This window comes from Weissella kandleri (genome assembly GCF_001438705.1).
GTDB lineage: Bacteria > Bacillota > Bacilli > Lactobacillales > Lactobacillaceae > Weissella > Weissella kandleri.
Window position 1 is genome coordinate 1 of the sequence record NZ_JQBP01000002.1, and the last position, 22459, is coordinate 22459.

At 40.3% G+C, this 22459-nt stretch carries 18 protein-coding genes and 2 pseudogenes; 15 read left to right on the plus strand and 5 right to left on the minus strand.

All coding sequences use genetic code 11. From position 1 onward, the window contains the following. The 6 genes and pseudogenes from IV73_RS06650 to IV73_RS01640 all read left to right on the plus strand — a co-directional run. Positions 1 to 357 (plus strand): annotated as a pseudogene (locus IV73_RS06650) (hypothetical protein); the annotation flags it as partial. 133 nt (positions 358 to 490) lie between these two features. Then, positions 491 to 2473 carry a hypothetical protein gene (locus tag IV73_RS01620; protein WP_057753932.1) on the plus strand — a complete coding sequence of 661 codons (1983 nt, stop codon included), beginning with the start codon at positions 491 to 493 and terminating at the stop codon, positions 2471 to 2473. A 132-nt stretch (positions 2474 to 2605) separates the two neighbouring features. Continuing rightward, a complete protein-coding gene (locus IV73_RS01625; RefSeq protein WP_057753935.1) occupies positions 2606 to 3661 on the plus strand; it encodes a hypothetical protein in 1056 nt (351 codons plus the stop codon). Beyond that, positions 3654 to 4361: a hypothetical protein gene (locus IV73_RS01630; RefSeq protein WP_157049526.1), complete on the plus strand. Its 708-nt coding sequence runs from the start codon at positions 3654 to 3656 to the stop codon at positions 4359 to 4361. The genes IV73_RS01625 and IV73_RS01630 overlap by 8 nt, the downstream gene beginning before the upstream one ends. A 61-nt stretch (positions 4362 to 4422) precedes the next feature. After that, on the plus strand, positions 4423 to 5811 hold the full coding sequence (locus IV73_RS01635; RefSeq protein WP_057753940.1) for an MDR family MFS transporter: 1389 nt from the start codon (positions 4423 to 4425) through the stop codon (positions 5809 to 5811). 97 nt (positions 5812 to 5908) lie between these two features. After that, on the plus strand, positions 5909 to 6637 hold the full coding sequence (locus IV73_RS01640; RefSeq protein ID WP_057753943.1) for a GntR family transcriptional regulator: 729 nt from the start codon (positions 5909 to 5911) through the stop codon (positions 6635 to 6637). Positions 6638 to 6709: 72 nt separating this feature from the next. Here the strand turns inward: IV73_RS01640 and IV73_RS01645 are convergent, their stop codons facing one another. Further along, positions 6710 to 8065 carry a cytosine permease gene (locus IV73_RS01645; protein WP_057753946.1) on the minus strand — a complete coding sequence of 452 codons (1356 nt, stop codon included), beginning with the start codon at positions 8063 to 8065 and terminating at the stop codon, positions 6710 to 6712. A gap of 317 nt (positions 8066 to 8382) precedes the next feature. Here IV73_RS01645 and IV73_RS01650 point away from each other — a divergent pair, with 317 nt between their 5' ends. From IV73_RS01650 to manA, 4 genes are all read left to right on the plus strand, one after another. Beyond that, on the plus strand, positions 8383 to 10836 hold the full coding sequence (locus tag IV73_RS01650) for a phosphoketolase family protein (RefSeq protein ID WP_057753949.1): 2454 nt from the start codon (positions 8383 to 8385) through the stop codon (positions 10834 to 10836). 488 nt (positions 10837 to 11324) lie between these two features. After that, positions 11325 to 11828 carry an aminoacyl-tRNA deacylase gene (locus IV73_RS01655; protein ID WP_057753952.1) on the plus strand — a complete coding sequence of 168 codons (504 nt, stop codon included), beginning with the start codon at positions 11325 to 11327 and terminating at the stop codon, positions 11826 to 11828. Between the two features lie 46 nt (positions 11829 to 11874). Next, the gene (locus IV73_RS01660) at positions 11875 to 12645 is read left to right on the plus strand and encodes a MucBP domain-containing protein (protein WP_057753955.1); all 771 of its coding nucleotides are present in this window, start codon (positions 11875 to 11877) and stop codon (positions 12643 to 12645) included. Positions 12646 to 12648: 3 nt separating this feature from the next. Then, positions 12649 to 13617 (plus strand): mannose-6-phosphate isomerase, class I, encoded by a 969-nt coding sequence (manA, locus tag IV73_RS01665; protein ID WP_083485527.1) that lies wholly within the window; start codon positions 12649 to 12651, stop codon positions 13615 to 13617. Positions 13618 to 13690: 73 nt separating this feature from the next. Here manA and IV73_RS01670 read toward each other — a convergent pair. The 4 genes and pseudogenes from IV73_RS01670 to IV73_RS01685 all read right to left on the minus strand — a co-directional run bounded on the left by IV73_RS01670 (position 13691) and on the right by IV73_RS01685 (position 17035). Then, positions 13691 to 14377, minus strand: a pseudogene (locus tag IV73_RS01670) (methionine ABC transporter permease). Beyond that, on the minus strand, positions 14370 to 15146 hold the full coding sequence (locus IV73_RS01675; RefSeq protein ID WP_057753957.1) for a methionine ABC transporter ATP-binding protein: 777 nt from the start codon (positions 15144 to 15146) through the stop codon (positions 14370 to 14372). Before IV73_RS01675 ends, IV73_RS01670 begins: the two are co-directional and overlap by 8 nt. Before the next feature lie 23 nt (positions 15147 to 15169). Then, a complete protein-coding gene (locus IV73_RS01680) occupies positions 15170 to 15994 on the minus strand; it encodes a MetQ/NlpA family ABC transporter substrate-binding protein (protein WP_057753960.1) in 825 nt (274 codons plus the stop codon). Positions 15995 to 16354: 360 nt separating this feature from the next. Further along, on the minus strand, positions 16355 to 17035 hold the full coding sequence (locus tag IV73_RS01685; RefSeq protein WP_057753963.1) for a YoaK family protein: 681 nt from the start codon (positions 17033 to 17035) through the stop codon (positions 16355 to 16357). Positions 17036 to 17226: 191 nt separating this feature from the next. On the opposite strand from IV73_RS01685, the gene IV73_RS01690 reads away from it, so the two are divergent. The 5 genes from IV73_RS01690 (at position 17227) to rlmB (ending at position 22327) form a co-directional block, all read left to right on the plus strand. After that, a complete protein-coding gene (locus tag IV73_RS01690; RefSeq protein ID WP_057753966.1) occupies positions 17227 to 18699 on the plus strand; it encodes a nicotinate phosphoribosyltransferase in 1473 nt (490 codons plus the stop codon). Between the two features lie 18 nt (positions 18700 to 18717). Further along, positions 18718 to 19545, plus strand: coding sequence for an ammonia-dependent NAD(+) synthetase (gene nadE / locus IV73_RS01695; RefSeq protein WP_057753969.1), 828 nt, complete (start codon positions 18718 to 18720; stop codon positions 19543 to 19545). Between the two features lie 23 nt (positions 19546 to 19568). Then, positions 19569 to 20993, plus strand: coding sequence for a cysteine--tRNA ligase (cysS, locus tag IV73_RS01700; RefSeq protein WP_057753972.1), 1425 nt, complete (start codon positions 19569 to 19571; stop codon positions 20991 to 20993). Between the two features lie 88 nt (positions 20994 to 21081). Further along, a complete protein-coding gene (locus tag IV73_RS01705; protein WP_057753976.1) occupies positions 21082 to 21507 on the plus strand; it encodes a Mini-ribonuclease 3 in 426 nt (141 codons plus the stop codon). Positions 21508 to 21586: 79 nt separating this feature from the next. Further along, positions 21587 to 22327: a 23S rRNA (guanosine(2251)-2'-O)-methyltransferase RlmB gene (gene rlmB / locus IV73_RS01710; protein WP_236697725.1), complete on the plus strand. Its 741-nt coding sequence runs from the start codon at positions 21587 to 21589 to the stop codon at positions 22325 to 22327. Positions 22328 to 22459: the final 132 nt, after the last annotated feature.

The window sequence follows — 22459 nt, forward strand, 5'->3', positions numbered from 1 at the left end:
GAGCCAAGTGAGCCAAGTGAGCCAAGTGAGCCAAGTGAGCCAAGTGAGCCAAGTGAGTTCAAGAAGCGAATTGAGACGGAGTCAACGGTGTCTAAGTTAAAGCGTCCAGAGCTACCATATGTGGCTAATATAACTGAACCAACAGGGTCGTGGGATAATAAATCGCAAAAAATCCAAGTGCCTTTTTTGCAAGATAAAGACAATAATTTACCCCAGACAGCGGCAATTAGTAGCGATGACAATTTAAAGATTTTTGGGGTAAGTGTAATTAGTTTGATAATCGGATGGTATTTGAATGGGTATTTGATAAAAAGATTTGGGATTAAAAAATTCAAGAGCAGTATTAAGAACAGGTAGGTATAAGTGTTAGTCATTTTAAAAATAGCGGTCTGAAAAGGGAACTCCTTTTTGGACGCTTTTTAATGTATGGTAAACTAAATGTACATTAAAACCGCCTGTTATGGAGTGATGAAGGAGAAAGAAGAATTTAATGGTTAATCGAGTTCAGAAATTTATATTTGGATTATTAGCAATTATTTTAATGATTGGGGTTGTTAGTAATATCATTAATCCTTTTTCGGTGTTTACAATTTTTGGTAGCTTTTTTTTAATTTGGTTGGGCTACTCTTTAAAAACACGGATCGATGGTTGGAGTAGACGTCAAGTTAATATTTATGTCCTCAGCTTATTATTGTTGATGTTGATGGGGCAGTTATTAGTCTTAAAACATTTACCAATGACGGTGTACCATGATCCATTTCGAGTCTATATCCAAGCTGAATATTTAACGCGACACTCAGGATCGTGGGGATTGACCACTTATTTTTGGCGTTATCCAAATAATGCGACTTTAGCGATTGTCCTATCTTGGTTTATTAAACTAGGACAAGTGGTTGGCCTAACTACGACGGGAGTTTTGCATGGCTTATCATTAGTTAGCTATGACGGACTAATAGTCTCATTATTAATGATGGCAAAGAAATGGTCTTCGCGTATGAGCCATCAGATTTTTTTAGTGACCTTTTTGGCTGTCTTGCCATTATCGTATTCTTATTTTATTCAAGTATTTTATTCAGATACACCAGTAATCCTTTGCTTAGCTTGGATTATGTTTATCGTCTTGCAGTGGCCAATTTTTAGTATGAATAGTCGCCGGATAGCAGGCGCCATACTACCCTTTTTGGTGATGATTGGGCAAATTATTAAACCAAATTTAATCGTTTTTTTGATTGCAATGATTCTATATGCAGGTTGGATTTTTTGGACGCAACGAGCACATTTTAAACAGATTGTGCTAATGCCCTTGATACTGGTAGTTATTGGCTTTGGTTTATCGATTCCCAGTAAACAAGTGATTTTGAATAGTCAAGATTATCAAGCCAATGAACGGTACGAATTGCCGCCAACATCTTGGATTTATATGGGCTTAAATCAAAAACACAATGGATCGTATGCTAGTTCCGATGTGCACTCAGCCTTGAAATTAACTGATAAAGAGGCACGAAATGAATATTTTAAGTCGGCAATCCCTGCCCGTTTAAAAACATATACTCCTTTTAGTTATCTGGTTCATGTTGTGGGTAAAATCGGTACTTTGTTAAGTAGTGCTAAATTACCGCAGGCTTATGTCGGCGGACACACTAATGCACCAAAATGGTACCAAGAACATCAAGCAGTGATTCAACATGGAGAAGCCATCTTGCAACAAACGTTGTGGTTGACATTATACCTAGTAGTCTTGGGACGCGTTATTAGTAGTTTTAAAAATGTTTGGGATGGTAATCAAGTGCGCATACGGCAAAGTATGTTGGCAGCCTTAGTTATTTTGGGTTATAGTGCCTTTCACGGATTAATCTGGGAAACAGAGGCCCGTTATGGTCTGATATTAATACCGGTATTAATAATGTTATTATGGATTAGTGAAGCGCCTACCTTAGAATGGCAGTCAAAGCTTCGTTCCAGCGGAAAATTAAATGGACGATTAATCACTCTCTGTGTTTTGGCGGGACTAGGTTTGATGGGCTTAAGTATAGGGACGCAAGGCTTCGAGCAAAAAAAGGTTGTAACAGTGGCGCAACGGAGTCAATTATCAGAACAATATGGTGCGCCGGTAAAAGAGATGCCAGCACATACGACATTGAAGCAGAAGATGCCAGTGAAGGCTAAAATTACTAATTTAACGGTGCAAATACCTAGTGATTCGCAAGTTGAAGGTGAGTTGATTAATTTAAAGAATCAAGAACATCAGCGCTTGGTTAAATTAGACAAAGAAAATGGTAGCTTTTTGGTAAATACAGAAGCACTATCAGCAGGAGATTATCAAATTTTGTTGAAGAATACGACGAATGAAGGACAGCCCGTTTGGATTGTTGAACTGCCGGCTTATAATTTGGCCCCTGATTCCATTCGAGGGACTCAAGATACTTCGTTAATTTATACATTCTATGATCAACAACCGGTATTTATATTTTAAATTGGGTCAAAAGAGGCATGGAAGAATAGCCTCTTTTTGATTGTGAACGGTTTAATAGCATGTGGTTCTTAAAGTGGTAAAATTAGTAATTAAGAATTTTTTAAACAATTTGGATGAAGAACGAGGAAGTAAATGAGTAATCAAGACTTACGACGATTTGAAAAAGCTGTTGCGTCAATCAATCATTGTGGCTTCGTTCCAATTTTAACGGGGACGGCAGCACTAGAAAGTTTGACCGGTTTGAACTTTGGGAGTGAACTGTATCCAATCACCCTGCCCGAATCTGCTTTCAATGAAAAAACCCAATTAAATATATATAATGCAATGTTGACAGCCGGTTTTAAACGGAAGGAAGATAGCGATGATATTACATATTATGATGGTCAAATTGAAGTTGTATTGGTAACAGAGCCAGAAGTTGAAACTTTAATGGGCGATACCGTAGATCCAGAATATTATGTTCATCACCATAATCCCGATTATGACGTACTCAATGCAGTCAGTATCCTTAAAATGTTTAGAACCTTATCTATTGCTCAAAAACGTCCAACAATGTTTCAAAAACAAGATTTATTAAAAGTTGAATTTCTGCAAAAGTACGGGTATACGTTAGATCGTTTAGCGACCGGGACAGCTGGATCTAATGACTTTGTACCAAATCTGTTGGTTCGAGTGGCTCGACCAGAAGATTATGTTGGGATTGATGCAATGATTCTAGATGGATTTGATTCTGCGATGGAAGGGCGCCAACATGTTCGACAAGTACAGAGTCGGCGCCGGCATCGCTTTGGACAAGTAGTGAACACTGAATTAGTTGCGATTTTGAATAATGAAATTGTTGGTCAAATTTTTGTTGACTTTGGGAGCTTAATTAGTACAAAAGGCGATAAAGTATGGATCTATGGTCGGGTATTGAACTGGGTAGTCACTGCAGACAAGCGGGGTCGGGGGATTGGGCATCGCTTGATGCTCGATTTGGAAATGATGCTTATTATGGCGTCACCGGCGATTTTATTAATTATGGAAGCACGTGATGAACGCTTACAGTATCTGGATTATAGGCCTTTAAGTGAGACTGAAATTGAGCTTAACGGACATGACAATGCAGATTATTCCATCAAAGAACTGTTTAGTAATGCTTTAAAGCATGTCGACGGTTATATTCGGTTGCCACAGGAGGTTGACTAGGATACTTATGTTGAAAACGATGGGTCAAGATTTCCCGTTTTTGAGTTTATTAGGGATGTTGATATTATTAGGATTGGTATTGCCTTTAGTAACTAGTTGGTTAATATCTAAGAATATGAAAAGTGTATCGGGTATGATCGGCCATAAAATGGTGATTGGTTGGTTAGGAATTATTGTTCATGAACTTTCACACGCTTTGGTGGCGTTGATTTTTGGCCATCATATTGAAAAAATATCATTGTTGCAAGCGGCTGACATAAATGGAACGTTAGGTTATGTTCAACATACATGGAATCCGAAAAGCTTCTACCAACAAATAGGAAATTTTTTTATTGGTTTAGCTCCAATTTTGGGAGTTTTAGGATCAATATATGGGGTGACATTGTGGCTGTGGCCGGCTTTATTAAATGGTCAATGGATAATTTTAAGCTGGCCAGCTTTATTAGGCTGGATATATTTGGTTATTACTTTGTTATTTGGGATTGATTTAAGTTCATCGGACTGGGCGGGAATGCGTGCTGGCTTGACGGTATACTTAATTGCATTATTTTTAGTAACGTTAATTTTATACTGGGGGATGCATGTTTCTGTGGGTACAGTTTGGGAAAATTTAGGCCAAAAGATGACTTGGTTATGTGCCGGCTTAGCCAGCGCTAGCGCAGTTTTACGTGCTGTGGTTAAATTAATGATGAAGAAATAAACCAATTAGCAGAGGAGTGCTATACGAAATAAGAACCAAGTTAAAAAAAGGGGTAAATTTTATGCAAGGAATAACCAGACGCGAACGGGGAACATTATATATTTTAATGGCCGGCGTATTCTTAAGCTTTTTGAACCAAACCTTAATGAATACTGCTTTGCCAAGTATTATGCATGAATTTAATATAAATACTTCTTTAGGTCAGTGGATGACCAACGGATATATGTTAGTAAATGGGGTCATGGTCCCCTTAACGGCTTTTTTGATTCAAAGGTTTAAAACGCGTGATCTATACTTATCCGCAATGGCTATTTTTTCACTGGGAACCTTAGTGGCTGGCTTTGCGCCTAATTATGGTGTATTGATTTTAGGACGAATGGTTCAAGCCATTGGGGGCGGAGTCTTTGGTCCCTTGATGAACGTGGTTGTGATGAATCTATTTGCCAGTGATCGACGTGGAGCAGCGATGGGGATGATTGGGTTAGCGTTGAATTTTGCACCGACAATTGGTCCCACTTTATCTGGAACCATTGTTTCGTATACTTCATGGCGCTGGCTGTTCTTGGGGATTGCTCCATTTATGATTGTTGATTTGATTTTTGCTATTTTTAATTTGGAAAATATTGGTGATCAACAATTCTTGAAGTTTGACTTTTTAGGTGTTGTTTTATCTTCAATTGGTTTGGGAACTCTTTTGTATGGTTTTTCAAATGTTGGGAATGGAGATTGGAGTAATCCGAATGTTTGGGGCTTCATTTTAATTGGGTTGTTGATTACTAGTTCCTTCATTTTCCAACAAACGCATACGAAAGTGCCTTTGTTAAATTTGAAAGTTTTTGGTTATCATAATTTTTGGGTCTCAGTGCTAATCAACGTGGTTTTGATGACAGCTTTATATGGCGGTGCTTTGATGTTGCCGCTTTATTTGCAAAGTGTGCGTGGCTTTTCACCAATGATTTCAGGAATGGTCTTGATGCCTGGCGCAATTGTCACGGCATTATTATCACCTACTTCTGGTAAATTATATGATCAGTACGGAGCTCGAGTTTTGGCACCAATTGGCTTAACTATTACCTTCTTTGGGACAATGATTTTGGCGACTTTATCGATGCACACGCCAATTTGGGTGCCTGTGTTAGGCCAATTTATTCGTCAATTGGGACTAGTTTTGGTTTCAATGCCAATTCAAACGGAAGCGTTTAATGCTGTTCCATTAGCATTAATGCCCGACGCCTCAGCTTCCTTTACAACTGTGCGACAAATTTCAGCTTCGTTTGGGACAGCAACGTTGATTACCATTTATAGCTTAGTGAGTTTGCAAAAAGAGCGGGCGGGGATGGTAACGCATTTGGCTCAACTTTCAGGAATTCATGTTGCCTTTTGGACAGCAGCGATGTTGGTCTTGACGGCCGCCTTTATGACGCTCTTGTTGCGGAAACGTGAAGTTTAATTATGATTAATTGGTCGGACCACTTTTATCTGGTCCGACCAATTTTGTGTTAAGATATAGTGACTGAAAAAATTAGAACAAATGGGAGATTATCATTGTGAGTGAGGCAGTTTACGTTCGAATTATGATAGACCTACAGCGTCGCATTGATGTTGGTGAATTTAAAAATTTAAAATTATCAGATGAACGTTCATTGGCGATAGAATATGAAGTATCACGTAGTTCCATTAAGCGAGCGGTAACGGGGTTGGTCAACCAAGGGATTATATTTAAAAAACGTGGTTCGGGGACTTTTGTTAATCCGCTATATTTAAAAAATAAATCGTTATTTCGTTCGGTTGGTGCTAATTTAGGAGTTTCAGATTCCTTTCGACACCATGGAGAAACACCGGCGATCCATTTATTATCCGCTGAAAAGCAAGTAGCGGATGAAGAGACAAGACAGGCACTATTCTTAGAACCCGGTGAATTAGTGTGGGTTGTGCAACGTTTACGCAGTATTGATAAGAAGTATTTTATGATTGAAAATGCCTTGATTCCCGTGAAGCTAATTCCGCAAGCTACAGAAAATGATTTTAAATATTCAATGTTCCATTATGCGGAATCAGCTACAAAGAAAATGGTTTCAAAATCATTAATGACGGTGACAGTTGAGCCTTCGAAGAGTCAAGATCAGCAAATGCTTGATCTAGCGCCCAATGAACCGGTGGGTATTATGTCTGGAATTTATTTTTTGGATGATGGAACGCCGTATGAGTACGGGACAATGCGCGTTCATTATAAATATATGCATTATACTTCTTTTGTTTCTTTGGATGGCGAGTAAAAGATGTCAAAAAAGAACCTAAAAGTTGGCGCTTGTCCAATTTTTGGGTTCTTATTAATTATAGCGGGGAAATTATTTTAATTTTTGGTTCATTGATAATAGATAGTATAGGACGGCGGAAATTAACATAGCTACGAAAGTGACACCAATTGACTCCTTGATGAACACGACGTAACCGAGTGCCCAATAAGAAATTAATCCAATAATCCAGGCGGTAAAGGCGTACCAATTAGCTCCATTTTGATACCAGTACCGGCCATTAGTTTTAGAAAACTCGTCAATTTGATAATTACTTTGTTGAATTAGATAATAGTCGACTAAGAAAATGGCAATTTCAGGACCAAGCATCATACCAATGAAATCTAGAAAGGCAGTAAAAGTAGTTAAGAAATTAGCCGCAATTAATGGAATAAAGGAAACTACGGTAGCTAATAAAGTAACAATCCATAAAGCTGGTTTGAGATTGATTTTATGATATAAGTTAGTTAATGCGGTTCCAGCAGCCATTAAATTAATGGCGTTGGCGGTCGTTGAGGTAATAATAATAACGAGTAAAGCTAAAATGCCAAGACCCAATTTTATGGCAATGGTAGAAGGGTCTGAGTTATTGGGGTCGAAGTGTTGTAAAGTGACGGCAGTAGCGATAGTCGCCGATAGACCAATGAAGGCAAACCAGAAGAGACCAAGACTAGCGCCCCAAAATGATAAAGTAGTCGCACCAGACTTAGTTTTACTAAAGCGAGAAAAATCGGCCGCCGCCGTAACCCAGGCTAAATTAAAAGCGGCTAAGATATCGACAGTCGCGCCGGAGGTAATTTTAATATTTTTAGGTGGTTGCCAAGTGAAAAGGGTGTGAAGTGAAATCGTTTTGAAGATTACAATGCTTTCCCAAGCGACAAAGATAATGACGAGAATAATTCCAATTCTTTCAATTAACCGAACGGATGTTTCACCTAGTGAAATTGAAAGTAAATGTAAAATACTCATAATTACAATGCCGAGAATAATTCCCCATTGTCCGCCCGGTTGACCTAATTTAGGCCAGCCAAAAATAGTTTGGAAAATTGTGGATACAGAAATTGCCGCGATGAATGTATTGGAAGCCGCCCAGCCGATAAATTGGATAATGTTGATTAATGAAGGTAACGCTGATCCGCGTATTCCAAAGGAGGCGCGGGTGAGGACCATGGTGGGCAAGCCGGTATTGTATCCCATGATACTGGTGAGGGCGAGTAAGATATACGACAGCACGCCAACTATAATTAGAGTTGTAGATGCTGTAGACATTCCAGCGGCAGCAATGGCACCACCAATATACCATGTGCCATTATTGGCATTGGCGCCAATCCAGGTAGCAAACATATCCCAACGATTAGCAGTCCGCGCTGCCTTGGGGATGGGATGGACGGGGGGAAATGATTTATTCATGATAAGACTCCTTTTGCGGGTGCGATGGCTAAAAAAGCTGTATCAAAAAAATCTCTGCACCTTAAAAAGCGCAGAGATGTCTCAATCCATTAATACACGCTTTTACTAATCTCACGGGATTAGCTTAAAAAGATATTTAGAAGATAATAACAGCTTCGGCAGACAAGTGCAAATTTAGAAAAATAAAATTGGAACGGTCCAATTTGTTAGAAGGCGTTGAAAGTTTGTTATTGAGGTGTTATTATTAAGTTGTTCTTAGGGATTGGCCCTATTGGAATTTATAATTTCACACCTAATTAAAAGGAGATTTAATCAAAATGGCAGTAGATTTTGATTCAAAGGAATACCTTGCTAAGGTTGATGCTTGGTGGCGTGCCACTAATTACCTTTCAGCTGGTATGATCTTTTTGAAGAGCAACCCATTGTTCTCAGTTACTAATACACCAATTAAAGCTGACGACGTTAAAGTTAAGCCAATTGGACACTGGGGAACTATCTCAGGTCAAACTTTCTTGTATGCACATGCAAATCGTTTGATCAACAAGTATAACTTAAACATGTTCTATGTCGGTGGCCCTGGTCACGGTGGACAAGTTATGGTTACGAACTCATACTTGGACGGAACATACACTGACAACTATCCTGAGATTACTCAAGATGTTGAAGGAATGGCAAAGTTATTTAAGAAGTTCTCATTCCCTGGTGGAATTGGATCTCACATGACTGCGCAAACTCCTGGATCATTGCACGAAGGTGGAGAACTTGGTTACTCACTTTCACACGCAACTGGTGCTATCTTGGATAATCCTGACCAAATCGCTTTCGCAGTGGTTGGTGACGGGGAAGCTGAGACTGGTCCTGCAATGACTGCTTGGCACTCAATTAAGTTTATTAACCCAAAGAATGACGGAGCTGTTTTGCCAATTTTGGACTTGAACGGATTCAAGATTTCTAACCCTACTTTGTTCTCACGGATGTCAGATGAAGACTTGACTAAGTTCTTTGAAGGACTTGGATACACTCCTCGTTTCATCGAAAATGCTGATATTCATGATTATGCTGCATATCACGAATTGGCTGCTAAGGTTTTGGACCAAGCCATTGAAGATATTCAAGCTATTCAAAAGGATGCCCGCGAAAACGGAAAGTATGAAGATGGAACTGTTGCCCCATGGCCAGTCATCATCGCTCGCTTGCCAAAGGGTTGGGGTGGACCTACACACAACGAAGCCGGAGAGCCTATTGAAGGTTCATTCCGTGCTCACCAAGTTCCATTGCCTCTTGCTCAAAAGAAGATGGCTACTTTGCCACAATTTGAGGACTGGTTGAACTCATATAAGCCTGAAGAATTATTTAACGCTGACGGATCATTGAAGGCTGAAGTAGCTGAAATGGCTCCTAAGGGTGATAAGCGGATGGCAGCTAACCCAATCGCTAATGGTGGACGTCGCCGTGGTGAAGCTCCTGAGAATTTGGATTTGCCAGATTGGAAGAAGTTTGCTAATAACATTACTGCTGAAAACCGTGGTACTGAGTTAGATGATGCTAACCGTAATATGGACATGAATGTATTGTCAGGATACTTTGCTGAAGTAGCAAAGATGAACCCTACGACATTCCGTATCTTTGGACCTGATGAGACTATGTCAAATCGTCTATGGGATATGTTCAAGATTACCAACCGTCAATGGATGGAACCAATCAACGAACCTTACGACCAACACCAAGCCCCTGAAGGACGGATCATTGATTCACAACTTTCAGAGCACCAAGCTGAAGGTTGGTTGGAAGCTTACACTTTGACTGGACGTGTCGGAGTATTTGCATCATACGAGTCATTCTTGCGTGTTGTAGATTCAATGATTACTCAACACTTCAAGTGGTTGCGTCACGCCTCAGAACAATCATGGCGTAATGATTACCCATCATTGAACTTGATTTCAACTTCAACTGCTTTCCAACAAGATCACAACGGTTACACACACCAAGATCCTGGAATGTTGACTCACTTGGCTGAAAAGAAGTCTGACTTTATCCGTCAATACTTGCCAGCCGATGGTAATACATTGTTGGCCGTCTTTGACCGTGCCTTCAGTGAGCGTCACAAGGTTAACCACATCGTTGCTTCAAAGCAACCTCGTCAACAATGGTTCTCAGCTGAAGAAGCTGAAACTCTTGCTAACGAAGGTTTGATGGTTGTTGACTGGGCTTCTACTGCACCACAAGGTAAGGCTGATATCGTCTTCGCATCTGCTGGTGTTGAGCCAACAATCGAAACTTTGGCAGCTTTGAACATTGTTAACCACGCCTTCCCAGAAGTGGCAATGCGTTATGTTAACGTTGTTGAATTGATGCGTTTGCAAAAGAAGAACGGACCTATGAATGCTGAGCGTTCATTGACTGACGAAGAATTCACTGAATACTTCGGTGAGTCAGGAACTCCTGTTGTCTTTGGATTCCACGGTTATGAAGATTTGATTGAATCATTCTTCTACGAGCGTGGACACCTTGGATTGAACGTGCACGGATACCGTGAAGATGGTGATATCACCACTACTTACGACATGCGTGTTTACTCAGAATTGGATCGTTTCCACCAAGCTAAGGATGCTGTTTCAGCATTGTTAGAGAATGGTGTTGTTGACGCTGCTAAGGCTGATGTATTCTTTGGTGAGATGGATAACATCTTGGCAAAGCACTTCGAAGTTACTCGTAACGAAGGTCGTGATATCGAAGAATTCACTGACTGGAAGTGGTCACCACTTGTTTAATTAATTAAACTTAATAAACCTCGTTATACCTTGTTAAGCATGGGTATGACGGGGTTTATTTTTTTAATCTACGCAATTGGTATGGTGTTGGATTAAAAATTAACTTAATTAGGTAGGCTTTAGAAGCAAAGGGTTGTCCGAAATGGTAACCCTTTTTAAATGCATTATATTAAATTATGGCGAAGCCTTGTATTCACGAAGGATATACTTTGTTGACGCAGCTATGAAATTTTAAATTCATAACTGTAAAATAAACGTTGATTATTTTAAAATATTTAGATCGTTGGCGATTTCAGGATCATTATCATTGATAATCTTAATAGTAAATAAATCACTTAATATTTGTATTTTAAGCGACTAAAATACATTAAATGCAGTAGACTAAAATGAACCTAAAAAGACGGCAAATCATATTGGTGGAAAGTGGCGAGGTACAATCTGATTAGGGTATAATGAAATTGTATTATTTTGAAGTGAGAGGCGCTTTTATGGCTAAGAAAAAACGTATTAAGAAAATTTTGGTAGAACAAATTTTAGATAAAGCGCAAATTGTCTACAAGTCAATTGTCTTTGAGCATGGAATGCAACATATGAATGATGAATTAGAGAATATGGGCATTGAACGCCATCATATGTACAAAACCTTAGCCTTGATGGGGAATAAAACGGGTCCGGTTATTGGGATTGTGCCAATTGATATGCACTTAAATGAAAAACAATTAGCGGCTGTCTCGGGTAATAAACGCGTTGATATGTTGCCAACGAAAGATTTACAAAAAACAACGGGTTACGTCCATGGAGCCAATAATCCAGTGGGAATTTGGCAAACTAAGAAATTCCCGATTTACTTTGATTCAAGTGCGCAAGCGACCGGTCAAATCATAATATCGGCGGGGGAAATTGGTCGTTCGATTGAAATTGATGCAGAAGAGTTGGCTCAATTTGTGCATGGGCAGTTTGCGGATATTGCGGTAAATGAACCACAAGCATAGGTTGTTACGTGGCGAATAATGAAAAAAGATTCAAGGAGTGGGCTACATGGAATTACCATTAAAAGGAACGCCAATTTGGCTGTATACAAAAGAAGTTGGAACGAATCGTTCATTGGGGTTACCTCAAATTATCGAAGGTGACTTGGGAAAAAATTATAATTTACAAGCGCCAGTATTTGAAGGGTATGTAGTTGATCATGTGAATGGTTCTTTGAAGGGCCATTTTACGGAAGACACGCAAAAGATTGAAATTTTTTACCGTGCGGGCGAGATTGCGCAGATTGAGCAACTAGAACATTATCAGGTCAAAATTTTGAGTGAAACGCCCACTTATGCGCATCCAGATACCACGCAAGCGCCATTAGATGATTTGTTAACGCCAGGAACGACGTGGCCGATTGTCACGCGTTTGGCGACGACCAAGGGTGTCTTTTGGCATCAGCTGATTGATTCGCGCTGGGTTTTGTATGATCGGAAAATGATGAGTATTGAAAAGGCCCCTAACGCCGAGGAAATTTCCAAGACGGAGCCTCAATATCGAGTTAGTCAAGTGCCGGTGCCCGATTCTAGTCAATATGATTGGACTCCCACCGAAATTGAACAGGCGGGACGGTTGACGGCAGAGCAAGATGATCAACAGGTGACAGTTTATTCCAAACCCTATGGTGGCAAGGTGAACGAACTTAACCAAAATTTGACCGTTTTGTTGACGCAAGTGTTGGAAGATCCGTCTGGTAAAACATGGTATGAAATTGGCGGACATGGATGGATTGAGGCAGAGAATGTGGAACATCTTACGGATGATAAAGGAGAATAACTTATGATAGCACCAATCTTTTTAACTCCAGTTTTGCATGAAAAAATCTGGGGTGGGACCGCTTTGCGTGACCATTTTGAGTTGAATATTCCAAGTGACACGACTGGGGAGGCCTGGATCATTTCAGGACACCCAAATGGGGTATCACCTATTGATTCGGGAGCTTATGCCGGTAAGACGTTAGCTCAATTATGGCATGATAATCCAGAGTTGTTTGAAAATCATGATGTTTCACGTCCATATCCTTTATTAGTGAAGTTTTTAGACGCCCACAAAGATTTGTCAGTTCAAGTGCATCCCGGGGACGAATATGCAGCAGAACACAATAATGGTGAATTGGGGAAAACGGAGTCATGGTACATTTTAGCAGCTAATGAAGGGGCTGAAATTTATTATGGTCATCAAGCCCAAACTAAAGCCGAATTCGATCAAATGGTTGATGCTGGTGATTGGGAGCACCTTTTGAAGAAGATTCCGGTTACGCCGGGTGATTTTTTCTACGTCCCTTCTGGAACATTACATGCTTTAGGTGCTGGGGTGTTGGCACTTGAAACACAACAAAGTTCGGATGTAACGTATCGAGTATATGATTTTGATCGTCCCAATCCAAAAACAAGGGAATTGCGTGAATTACATTTGACGGATGCTAAGAATGTAACACAAGTGCCGTTTAAGCCTGAAACTCCGCAACAAAAGGTGCTTCAAGTTGGTGAGTTGAAAGAAACGACCTTAGTTGAAGCTCCATATTTTAATGTCTATAAGGATGAATTAGATGGGGAAGCCTTTTTAATAAAACAAGCACCATACACTCAATATACAGTAATTGAAGGTGCTGGGCAGGTTGTGGTTAATGGTGTGGCTTATCCGCTGGAGTTAGCAACAAGCTTCATTATGCCAGCGACAGTTGAAGAATGGATGTTTAAGGGTAAGATGACTTTGATTGCATCGACGCCTGGTCCTAAGTCACGATAAATTGATTTTTGCCTAATCTAATAAAAAACTAGCATGTTAGACCATTGGATTGATCTAGCATGCTAGTTTTGTTTTATAATCGGCGGGCCAGCCAGTTGCCGCTGAGTTGAATGAATAAAATCAAAATGAGAATTAATCCGGTAGCAACCCACATGACATCTGGTTCAAAACGTTGATACCCCGTAACAATGGCGGTCGTACCCAGCCCACCAGCACCAACGACGCCAGCCATGGTGGTTAGCCCGACAAGTGAAATTAATGTGACCGTGGCCACTCGGACTAATTCTGAACGACTTTCATGAAAATAAACATTTTTAATGATGTGCCAGTTTGTCGCACCAAACGCGCGGGCGGCTTCTACTTTACCAGGCTCTAAGCTCAAGAAGACCACTTCCACTTGGCGAGCGAAGAAAGGGGCAATGCTTAGGGCTAAGGGGATGAGGGCAGCTGTCGGACCAATAGTGGTTTTAACAATACTGGCCGTTAGTGGCGAAACAATCACGACCATAATAACAAATGGTAGAGCCCGTCCGATTGAAGTAATTAAACTGAGAAAGTGATTCAGTCATGGATGAGGGATTAAACCATTTATAGGAGTGATTACCAGACCGGTCCCTAAAAGTAGGCCTAAGGCACCACCTAAAATTGCTGATGCACCAGTCATGTAGAGGGTTTCAAAAATTGCTTGGCTCCAGCCCAAATCGCCGGACCATCCTAGGGATAAGACGTTGTAAAAATAAGTTTGTAGCCAGTTAGACATCGGTGACCTCCCACGCTGGATTTATTTTTGAATATTGAATTAATTCTTGCGTAAATGACGTTTGAGGGTTGTTAAAAATTTGTTGGGTTGGACCAGTTTCTATAATTTCACCAGCGGCCATAATTGCAACATTTTGGGCCAAAGCGGTAACAACTTCCAATTCATGGGTGATTAAAACAATGGTTAAATGATACTTGGCATTGAGTTCTTTTAATAATTGCAGAATTTGATAAGTTGTTTTAGGATCTAGCGCTGAAGTCGCTTCATCTGAAATCAAGATGTCAGGATCATTGACTAAGGCGCGCGCAATGGCAACACGTTGTTTTTGCCCCCCTGATAGTTGGCGCGGGTATTGATCGGCTAAATCGGTTAAATTGACTTGATTTAACAAAACGTCAACCTTGGCTGCTTTTTGGGGAGGGGTCAGCGTTGTTTCTTGCAGAGGTAAAAGTATGTTTTCGCGCACAGTCATGGAATCCATGAGGTTGAAATGTTGAAAAATCATTCCTATTTTTTGGCGGGCTTGGCGTAAAGCAGCGGGTTTGAGATTGGTTAATTCAGTTTGATTAAATAGCACGGAACCACTGGTTGGCCGCTGCAACAGATTAATTGTGCGTACGAGTGTGGATTTTCCAGCACCAGAATAACCGATGATGCCAAAAATTTGGCCTGTTGGAATTTTTAAGCTAACGTCTTTAATCGCGGGGATGCTTTCTTTTTGACTGTTTTTAAAATTAACGTTGATATGATTTAATTCAATGATTGACATAAATGACCTCCGCGTTGATGTAGTTATTTTAATTTAATATCCCAGGCAGGAACTTGGGTGTCACCCCAGTGCTGTTTGAAATATTGTTTGGTGTTCTTTGATTGATAGGCTTTTAAGACCTTTTGATAAGCAGCATCGTTCTTATGCTGTTTGTTGACGGCAATAATATTAATCCATGGCTTGGCATCATGATTTAATGGTTCAACATAGATAGAACGATTTAATGGGAGCTTAGCTTCTTGCGCATAGTTAGTATTAATGACCGCCGCATCGACAGATTGGAGCGCACTAGGAATTTGTTCCGCTGCAATCGTTTTAAATTTCAGACGCAATTTATTATCTTTAACATCTTTAACGGTAGGTTGATTTTGGTGATTGAGCTTAATTAAGCCGGTGGTTTGCAACAGTTTCAAAGCTCGCCCTTCGTTCGTTGGATCATTGGGCAAAACCACCGTGGCACGGGGCTTTAAATCAGTTACTTTTTTCACCTTTTTTGAATAAATGCGCATTGGAGTTAAATAAGTTTTACCTAAAATTTTGAGCTGATTATGGTGGGCTTGATTCCAATTATTGAAAAAGTCAACATGTTGAAAAGCGTTTAAATCAAGGGAACCATCGAGCAAAGCTTGATTGGGTGTATTGTAGTCGGTGAAAATTTTAGTTTTAACAGTGATGTTGTCATCACGTTTAACTTGATGGGCAACTTTTCCCCATAATTCTTGATCCGAAGTTCCAACTAAGCCGACAGTAACTGTTTTACTTGCGGCTGAGGCGGGCAAGGCAATGACGCTTAAGGCCAGCACACCGGTAGCGAATGTGATAAATGTATTTTTAATGATATTTTTCATAATAAACCTCCTAAGATTGCGAAAAAAACACCCGTTCCTACTGACAAATATCTTTGCCAGATAGAAACGGGTGTCCGTGGTACCATTCTACTTCACACTAATGTTTACACACTAATGCCTCAACAACGAGCGGGTCCAACAAAATGATGCCGACCGATTCGCGTGTCTTGTAACGTAGACCAATCCGTCAACGGCTGATAGACTTGCTACTCACCATTGCCAATCACAGTTCATTTTCACACAGGGTGTTTACGATAACTTCCACCAACCGTTATCTCTCTGGGCTAAAGCCTTGTATTACTTTACTGATCAACTTGTTTAAAATCTATAGGCTCATCATAAGGGCTAATCTTAAAACTGTCAAATGTTTTTTTCATTAATCCGATCGAGTTTAAGCGTTTGATTAATGATTAATAGAATTAAGACTGGTAACAGCAAAGTCCAGCCGTGAAGCATTTCTCCAATCCAACTAGCAATGACCGCCCCGATAATAAAGCTAAAAATAACGAGACTTAAATTTTTCAAATGTTCAAGTTCACTAGGCTCATGGTTCATCAAATAACTAGCAATCGTTGAGCCGAGACGTTTTAAATTCCCAGTAAACATGGTCGTGGCATAAGTCATCCCATGTAATTTAGTGAATGTATCGGCTTGAATGGCCATGCAAATCGCTAATAGGGAGAGGGTGAGGGGCGTTGGAACATGAAGGAGCTCCAAAAAGACGGTTACAAAGATGCCCAGCGCTTCTGCTAATACTGCGAATTCTTCCCATTGCCAGGTATTCACATAATGAATCCGTTTGATGAACTGATTTAACATGGCTCCACCAAGAAAGGCTAAGGCAGGCCATAGAAAGATTAAAGCGTGGCTCCAATGTCCATGCGCTAAATTTACGCCTAATTGGAGCATATTTCCGCTTTGAAATGAAGCAAAGCGCCCATCATGAAAAGTAAAGGTATATGAATCAATAAATCCTGAATTTAAAGCCAAGAGCGCTCCGATGGTCAACGATTCTTTCATCTTAATGTTGTTTTTTAACATATGAACCAGTTCCTTTAAAAAGTGTAGGTGCGTTTCACGTGAAACACAAAGAATATTTTCTTTAATTATAACAGAAGGGGCAAGCCGCTTGAGTTTGCTCAAAATTGGGAAGTAATTATAAGAAATAGCGCTTTTGTGATAAAATCTATATATTACTTAAAGTTTTGAGACATAAATTGGGAGATGTAACTATGACGGCAAATTTTCCGGATGATAGTTTAATTTTACACACAGATGCATATCAGCTTAGTATGATGCAAACGTATTTTAAAAAAGGAATTCATGAACGTCAGGCGGTTTTTGAATTATACTTTCGGAAAATACCGTTTGAGAACGGTTACGCGATTTTTGCGGGGCTTGAACATATTTTAGAATTTGTCGATGGTTTACATTTTTCAGCTAGTGATTTGGCCTATATGCGAGCAGAGGCGATGTTTGATGATGATTTTATAGATTATCTTGAAAATTGGCATTTTTCAGCAACCATTCGAACTCCCCGAGAAGGCGAAGTAGTTTTTAATAATGAACCTATTTTACAAGTCGAAGGCTCAATTTTTGATGCGCAATTGATTGAAACGCCATTGTTAAACATTATTAATTATCAAACGTTGATTGCGACGAAAGCGTCTAGAATTCGTTCAGTTGTTGGTGACCAAGGCCTCTTAGAGTTTGGAACGCGGCGAGCGCAAGAAATGGATGCGGCTTTATGGGGAACTCGGGCAGCCTTTATTGGCGGATTTAATGCAACTTCCAATGTCCGCGCTGGAAAGCGCTTTGGGATTCCAATTAGCGGAACGCATGCCCATGCGTTAGTGCAAATTTATCGTAATGATTATGATGCTTTCATGGCTTATGCGCAAACGCATCAAGATTGTGTATTCTTGGTAGATACTTATGATACTTTACGCTCTGGTGTACCGAGTGCCATTCGGGTGGCACAAGAGATGGGCGATCAAATTAACTTCTTAGGCGTGCGGATCGATTCAGGTGATATGGCTTATTTGTCAAAAGAAGTGCGAAAAATGCTGGATGCTGATGGCTTTTACAACGCTAAAATTTACGCCTCAAATGATTTAGATGAAGAAACAATTAGTTCTCTGAAAATGCAGGGTGCTAAAATTGATGTCTGGGGTGTCGGTACGAAATTAATTACAGCTTTTGATCAACCAGCCTTAGGGGCAGTGTATAAAGTAGTTTCGGTGGAAAATGAAGCCGGGAAAATGGTAGATACGATTAAAATTTCAAGCAGTGCGGTTAAAATTTCAACGCCTGGTAAAAAACAAGTTTGGCGGATTACGCGACACAGCAATCAAAAGTCAGAAGGTGATTACGTTGCTTTGTGGGATGAAAATCCGCAGGCGCAAACGGAATTACACATGTTTGATCCAGAACATACTTATTTAAGTAAGCATATTAAAAACTTTGATGCACGACCATTGTTAGAAGAGGTTGTCGTGGGTGGAAAAGTGATTTATACAAGCCCTGATGTACAAACAATTCAGGCCTATTCGGAAAGTCGTTTAGACCATTTATGGTCAGAATATCGACGCGGTTTGAACCCGCAAGAATATCCTGTCGATTTGTCGCAAAAGGCTTGGGATAATAAAATGAATTTGATTCAGCAAGTTCAAAGTTATGTCGATGAATTGGATCGACAGAATTAAGGATGGGAGGTCACTGGCATGCGTGAATTGCAAGCAGAGATTATCAAAGCATTAGGAGTGAAAAGTAACATTGATCCAATGAAGGAATTTCGAAGGTCAGTTGAGCTTTTAAAAAATTATTTACAAACAACCCCTTTGAAAACTTATGTCTTGGGTGTTTCAGGTGGTCAGGACTCAACCTTAGCGGGTAAGATGGCTGCCGTAGCGGTGGATGAGTTAAGACAAGAAACGGGTGATGTATCTTATCAATATGTCGCGGTCCGTTTGCCATATAATGAGCAATCTGACGAAGCTGATGCCCTGCAAGCGATTGAATGGCAAGCAGCTGATCGGACCATTCGGGTTAATATTGAAGCAGCGACTGAAGCGGCAGTAGCTGAACTGAAGCAAAATGATTTAACGATTAGTGATTTCAATAAGGGAAATATCAAAGCTCGTCAACGCATGATTGCGCAATATGGTGTGGCCGGGGCTTTAAATGGTGCCGTGATTGGAACTGATCATGCCGCTGAGGCAGTGACTGGTTTTTATACTAAATTTGGGGATGGTGCGGCTGATATTATGCCATTGTATCGTTTGGATAAGCGGCAAGGACGTGCTATTTTACAAGCGCTAGATGCTCCAAAAAATCTATATTTAAAGGTGCCCACAGCCGATTTAGAAGAAAATCGCCCAGCTTTGCCGGATGAAATTGCCTTAGGGGTAACCTATGATCAAATTGATGATTATTTGGAAGGTCAAACGGTTGACACCACCGCGGCGGAAACGATTGAAAAATGGTATTTACGAACAAAGCATAAGCGTTATGGCGCTGTGAACGCCTTTTCCCAGTGGTGGCAGGCGTAACTCAGAAAAGAGAGGAAAACGACATGATACAAGTTTTTAATACAATGACCTTGCAAAAGGAACCACTTAAGCCCATTGAGGCTGGTAAAATTAGTATGTATGTCTGTGGACCAACTGTTTACAATTACATTCATATTGGAAATGCACGTTCGGCAATTGCTTTTGATACGATTCGACGTTATTTAATGTATCGAGGGTTTGAAGTGCGGTACGTATCGAACTTCACAGATGTTGATGATAAAATGATTAAGGCAGCGGCAGAACAAGGTATTACGGTGCCAGAATTGGCAGATAAATATATTGCCGCCTTTGAAGAAGATACAAAAGCTTTGAATATTTTGCCAGCAACGGTCCGGCCACGCGCCACGGAAAATATCCCTGAAATTATTGATTTTGTTCAAGCGCTAATTGATAAAGGGGCCGCTTATGAAGTGGAAGGTGATGTGTATTTCCGGGCGCATTTGGACCAAAATTATGGAATGTTAGCACATCAAGATTTAGCGCAAATGGAAAATAATGCCGCTGGACGTTTGGACCCATTAGAAAATGCACGTAAGGAAGACCCCATGGACTTTGCGGTGTGGAAAGCAGCCCCTGATGATGGCACGATTGCGTGGGCATCACCTTGGGGGAACGGTCGTCCGGGCTGGCATATTGAGTGCTCAGTCATGGCGATTAAATATTTAGGAAACCATTTTGACATTCATGGTGGTGGAATCGATTTAGCTTTCCCACATCATACAAATGAAATCGCACAAGCAGAAGCACGGACAGGTGAAAAGTTTGTCAACGAGTGGTTACATAATGGTTTTGTAACGGTCGGGGATGAACAGACTAAGATGTCTAAGTCGTTGGGGAATTTCACAACGGTCCATGATTTGTTAAATGAGCTTCATGATCCTATGGTCTTACGTTTCTTCATGGCCACCACGCAATATCGACGCCCAATTGCTTATACGACGGATAATTTGAAATTAGCCGAGCGGAACTTAACTAAAATCAAAAACGCTTATCGTAATCTTAATTTCCGGCGGACTGACGTTCAAATGAGTCAAAAGCTTGATGTTGACATGCAGACGCAAGTCCAACGAATTTTGCAAGCGTTTGAGATCGCAATGGATGATGACTTTAATGTTCAAAATAGTTTAGCTGAGGTTTTTAATTTGGTGGAGTTAGCTAACGTGTATTCCACGCGAGCAGAAATTAGTGAGCCAACGGTGACGTTGATTTTAGATAAATTAACAGAATTAATGAGCGTTTTTGGAGTAGAAAATTTAGCAGAAGATGAAACGGAAGTAACATTTGAAATTGATCAACTAATCCAAGAACGTGAGAATGCGCGGAGCAACAAAGATTATCAACGAGCTGATAAGATTCGGGATATGTTGAAGCAACAGGGAATTGTGTTAGAAGATACCAATCAAGGAGTGCGTTGGCATCGCGAGTAGGCGGTTGGTAAACTGGGCAATGTTTCACGTGAAACAAAAAAGATGCTGGATATAATTTAATGGACAGCAAAGGTGGAAAAAATTTAAAATGGATGAACACATTAATTATCGACAATTAAATGGTTTGGATTTGGCTTATTTAGGGGATGCAGTTTATGAAACTTTTATTCGGCAGCGCCTTTTAGCCCAAGGGATTACGAAGCCTGGACGTTTGCAACGCCAAGCCAAAGCGTATGTTTCAGCCAAAGCGCATGCGGCATTGTTTGAACTGATGCAAGCCGATCATTTTCTAACAGATGAAGAATATGAATATTTCAAGCGTGGTCGGAATGCAAATTCACATACGAAGGCGAAAAATACCGATGTAGTAACATATCGGATTTCCACTGGATTTGAAGCGTTAGTTGGCTATTTACACGCTAGCAATCAATTTACGCGGTTAGACGAAATGATGGAATGGATCTTTAAACAAGTAGAAAGTGGTCGAACAAGACATTATGGGAATGAAAAATAATCAAAATAAATTCAAACAGCCAAGAAATAATAAGGCAAAAGGTGATCGACAAGCAAAAAGTGCACCAGAGCAAGATGAAATGACAGAATTTGTCTATGGGCACCATGCCGCAGTTGAAGCCTTAAAAGGAACAACTGAAATTAATAAAGTGTGGTTGCAATCGGGTGTTGGTGATCAATTAAAGCAAGAAATTGTGGCATTGGCTAAAAAAAGGGGTTTGGTCATTCAAGATGCACCGAAGTCAAAATTAGATGAGTTAGTTGATGGTCAAAATCATCAAGGAGTGGTGTTGTCGATTTCTGCCTACCACTATGCCACACTGGATGACCTTTTTGATCAGGCAGCCAAAAAAGATGAGCCACCGCTATTTTTGATTCTAGATTCAATTGAAGATCCGCATAACTTAGGCTCAATTTTACGGACGGCTGATGCGGCAGGGGTACACGGCATTATCATTCCAAAACGTCGGGCGGTTCAATTAACGGCAACGGTGGCCAAAACTTCAACTGGTGCGATTGAACATGTTCCGGTGGCGCGTGTGACGAATTTAGTACAAACGGTTGAACAATTAAAAGAACGCGGCGTTTGGATTTTTGGAACTGATATGAACGGAACTGATTACCGGCGCTGGGATGCAACCGGACCAACGGCATTGATTATTGGTAATGAAGGTAAAGGCATCGCGCCTCTATTGAAAAAATCAGTTGATGAGATGTTAACAATCCCGATGGTAGGACATGTACAATCTTTGAATGCTTCTGTAGCGGCCGGACTTTTAATTTACGGTGCCTTTAATTCACGGCATCCGTTTGGTAATTAATCGTAGTTCATGCCGATGGTTAGAATCGTAAAATGTTTAAAATAATAAGGATCATGAAGGCTTCGGCTTTTTAACGGATTATCTCCCCATTATTACTTAGCTTAGGCATAATAAGTCTTGGAGGTATGGTGA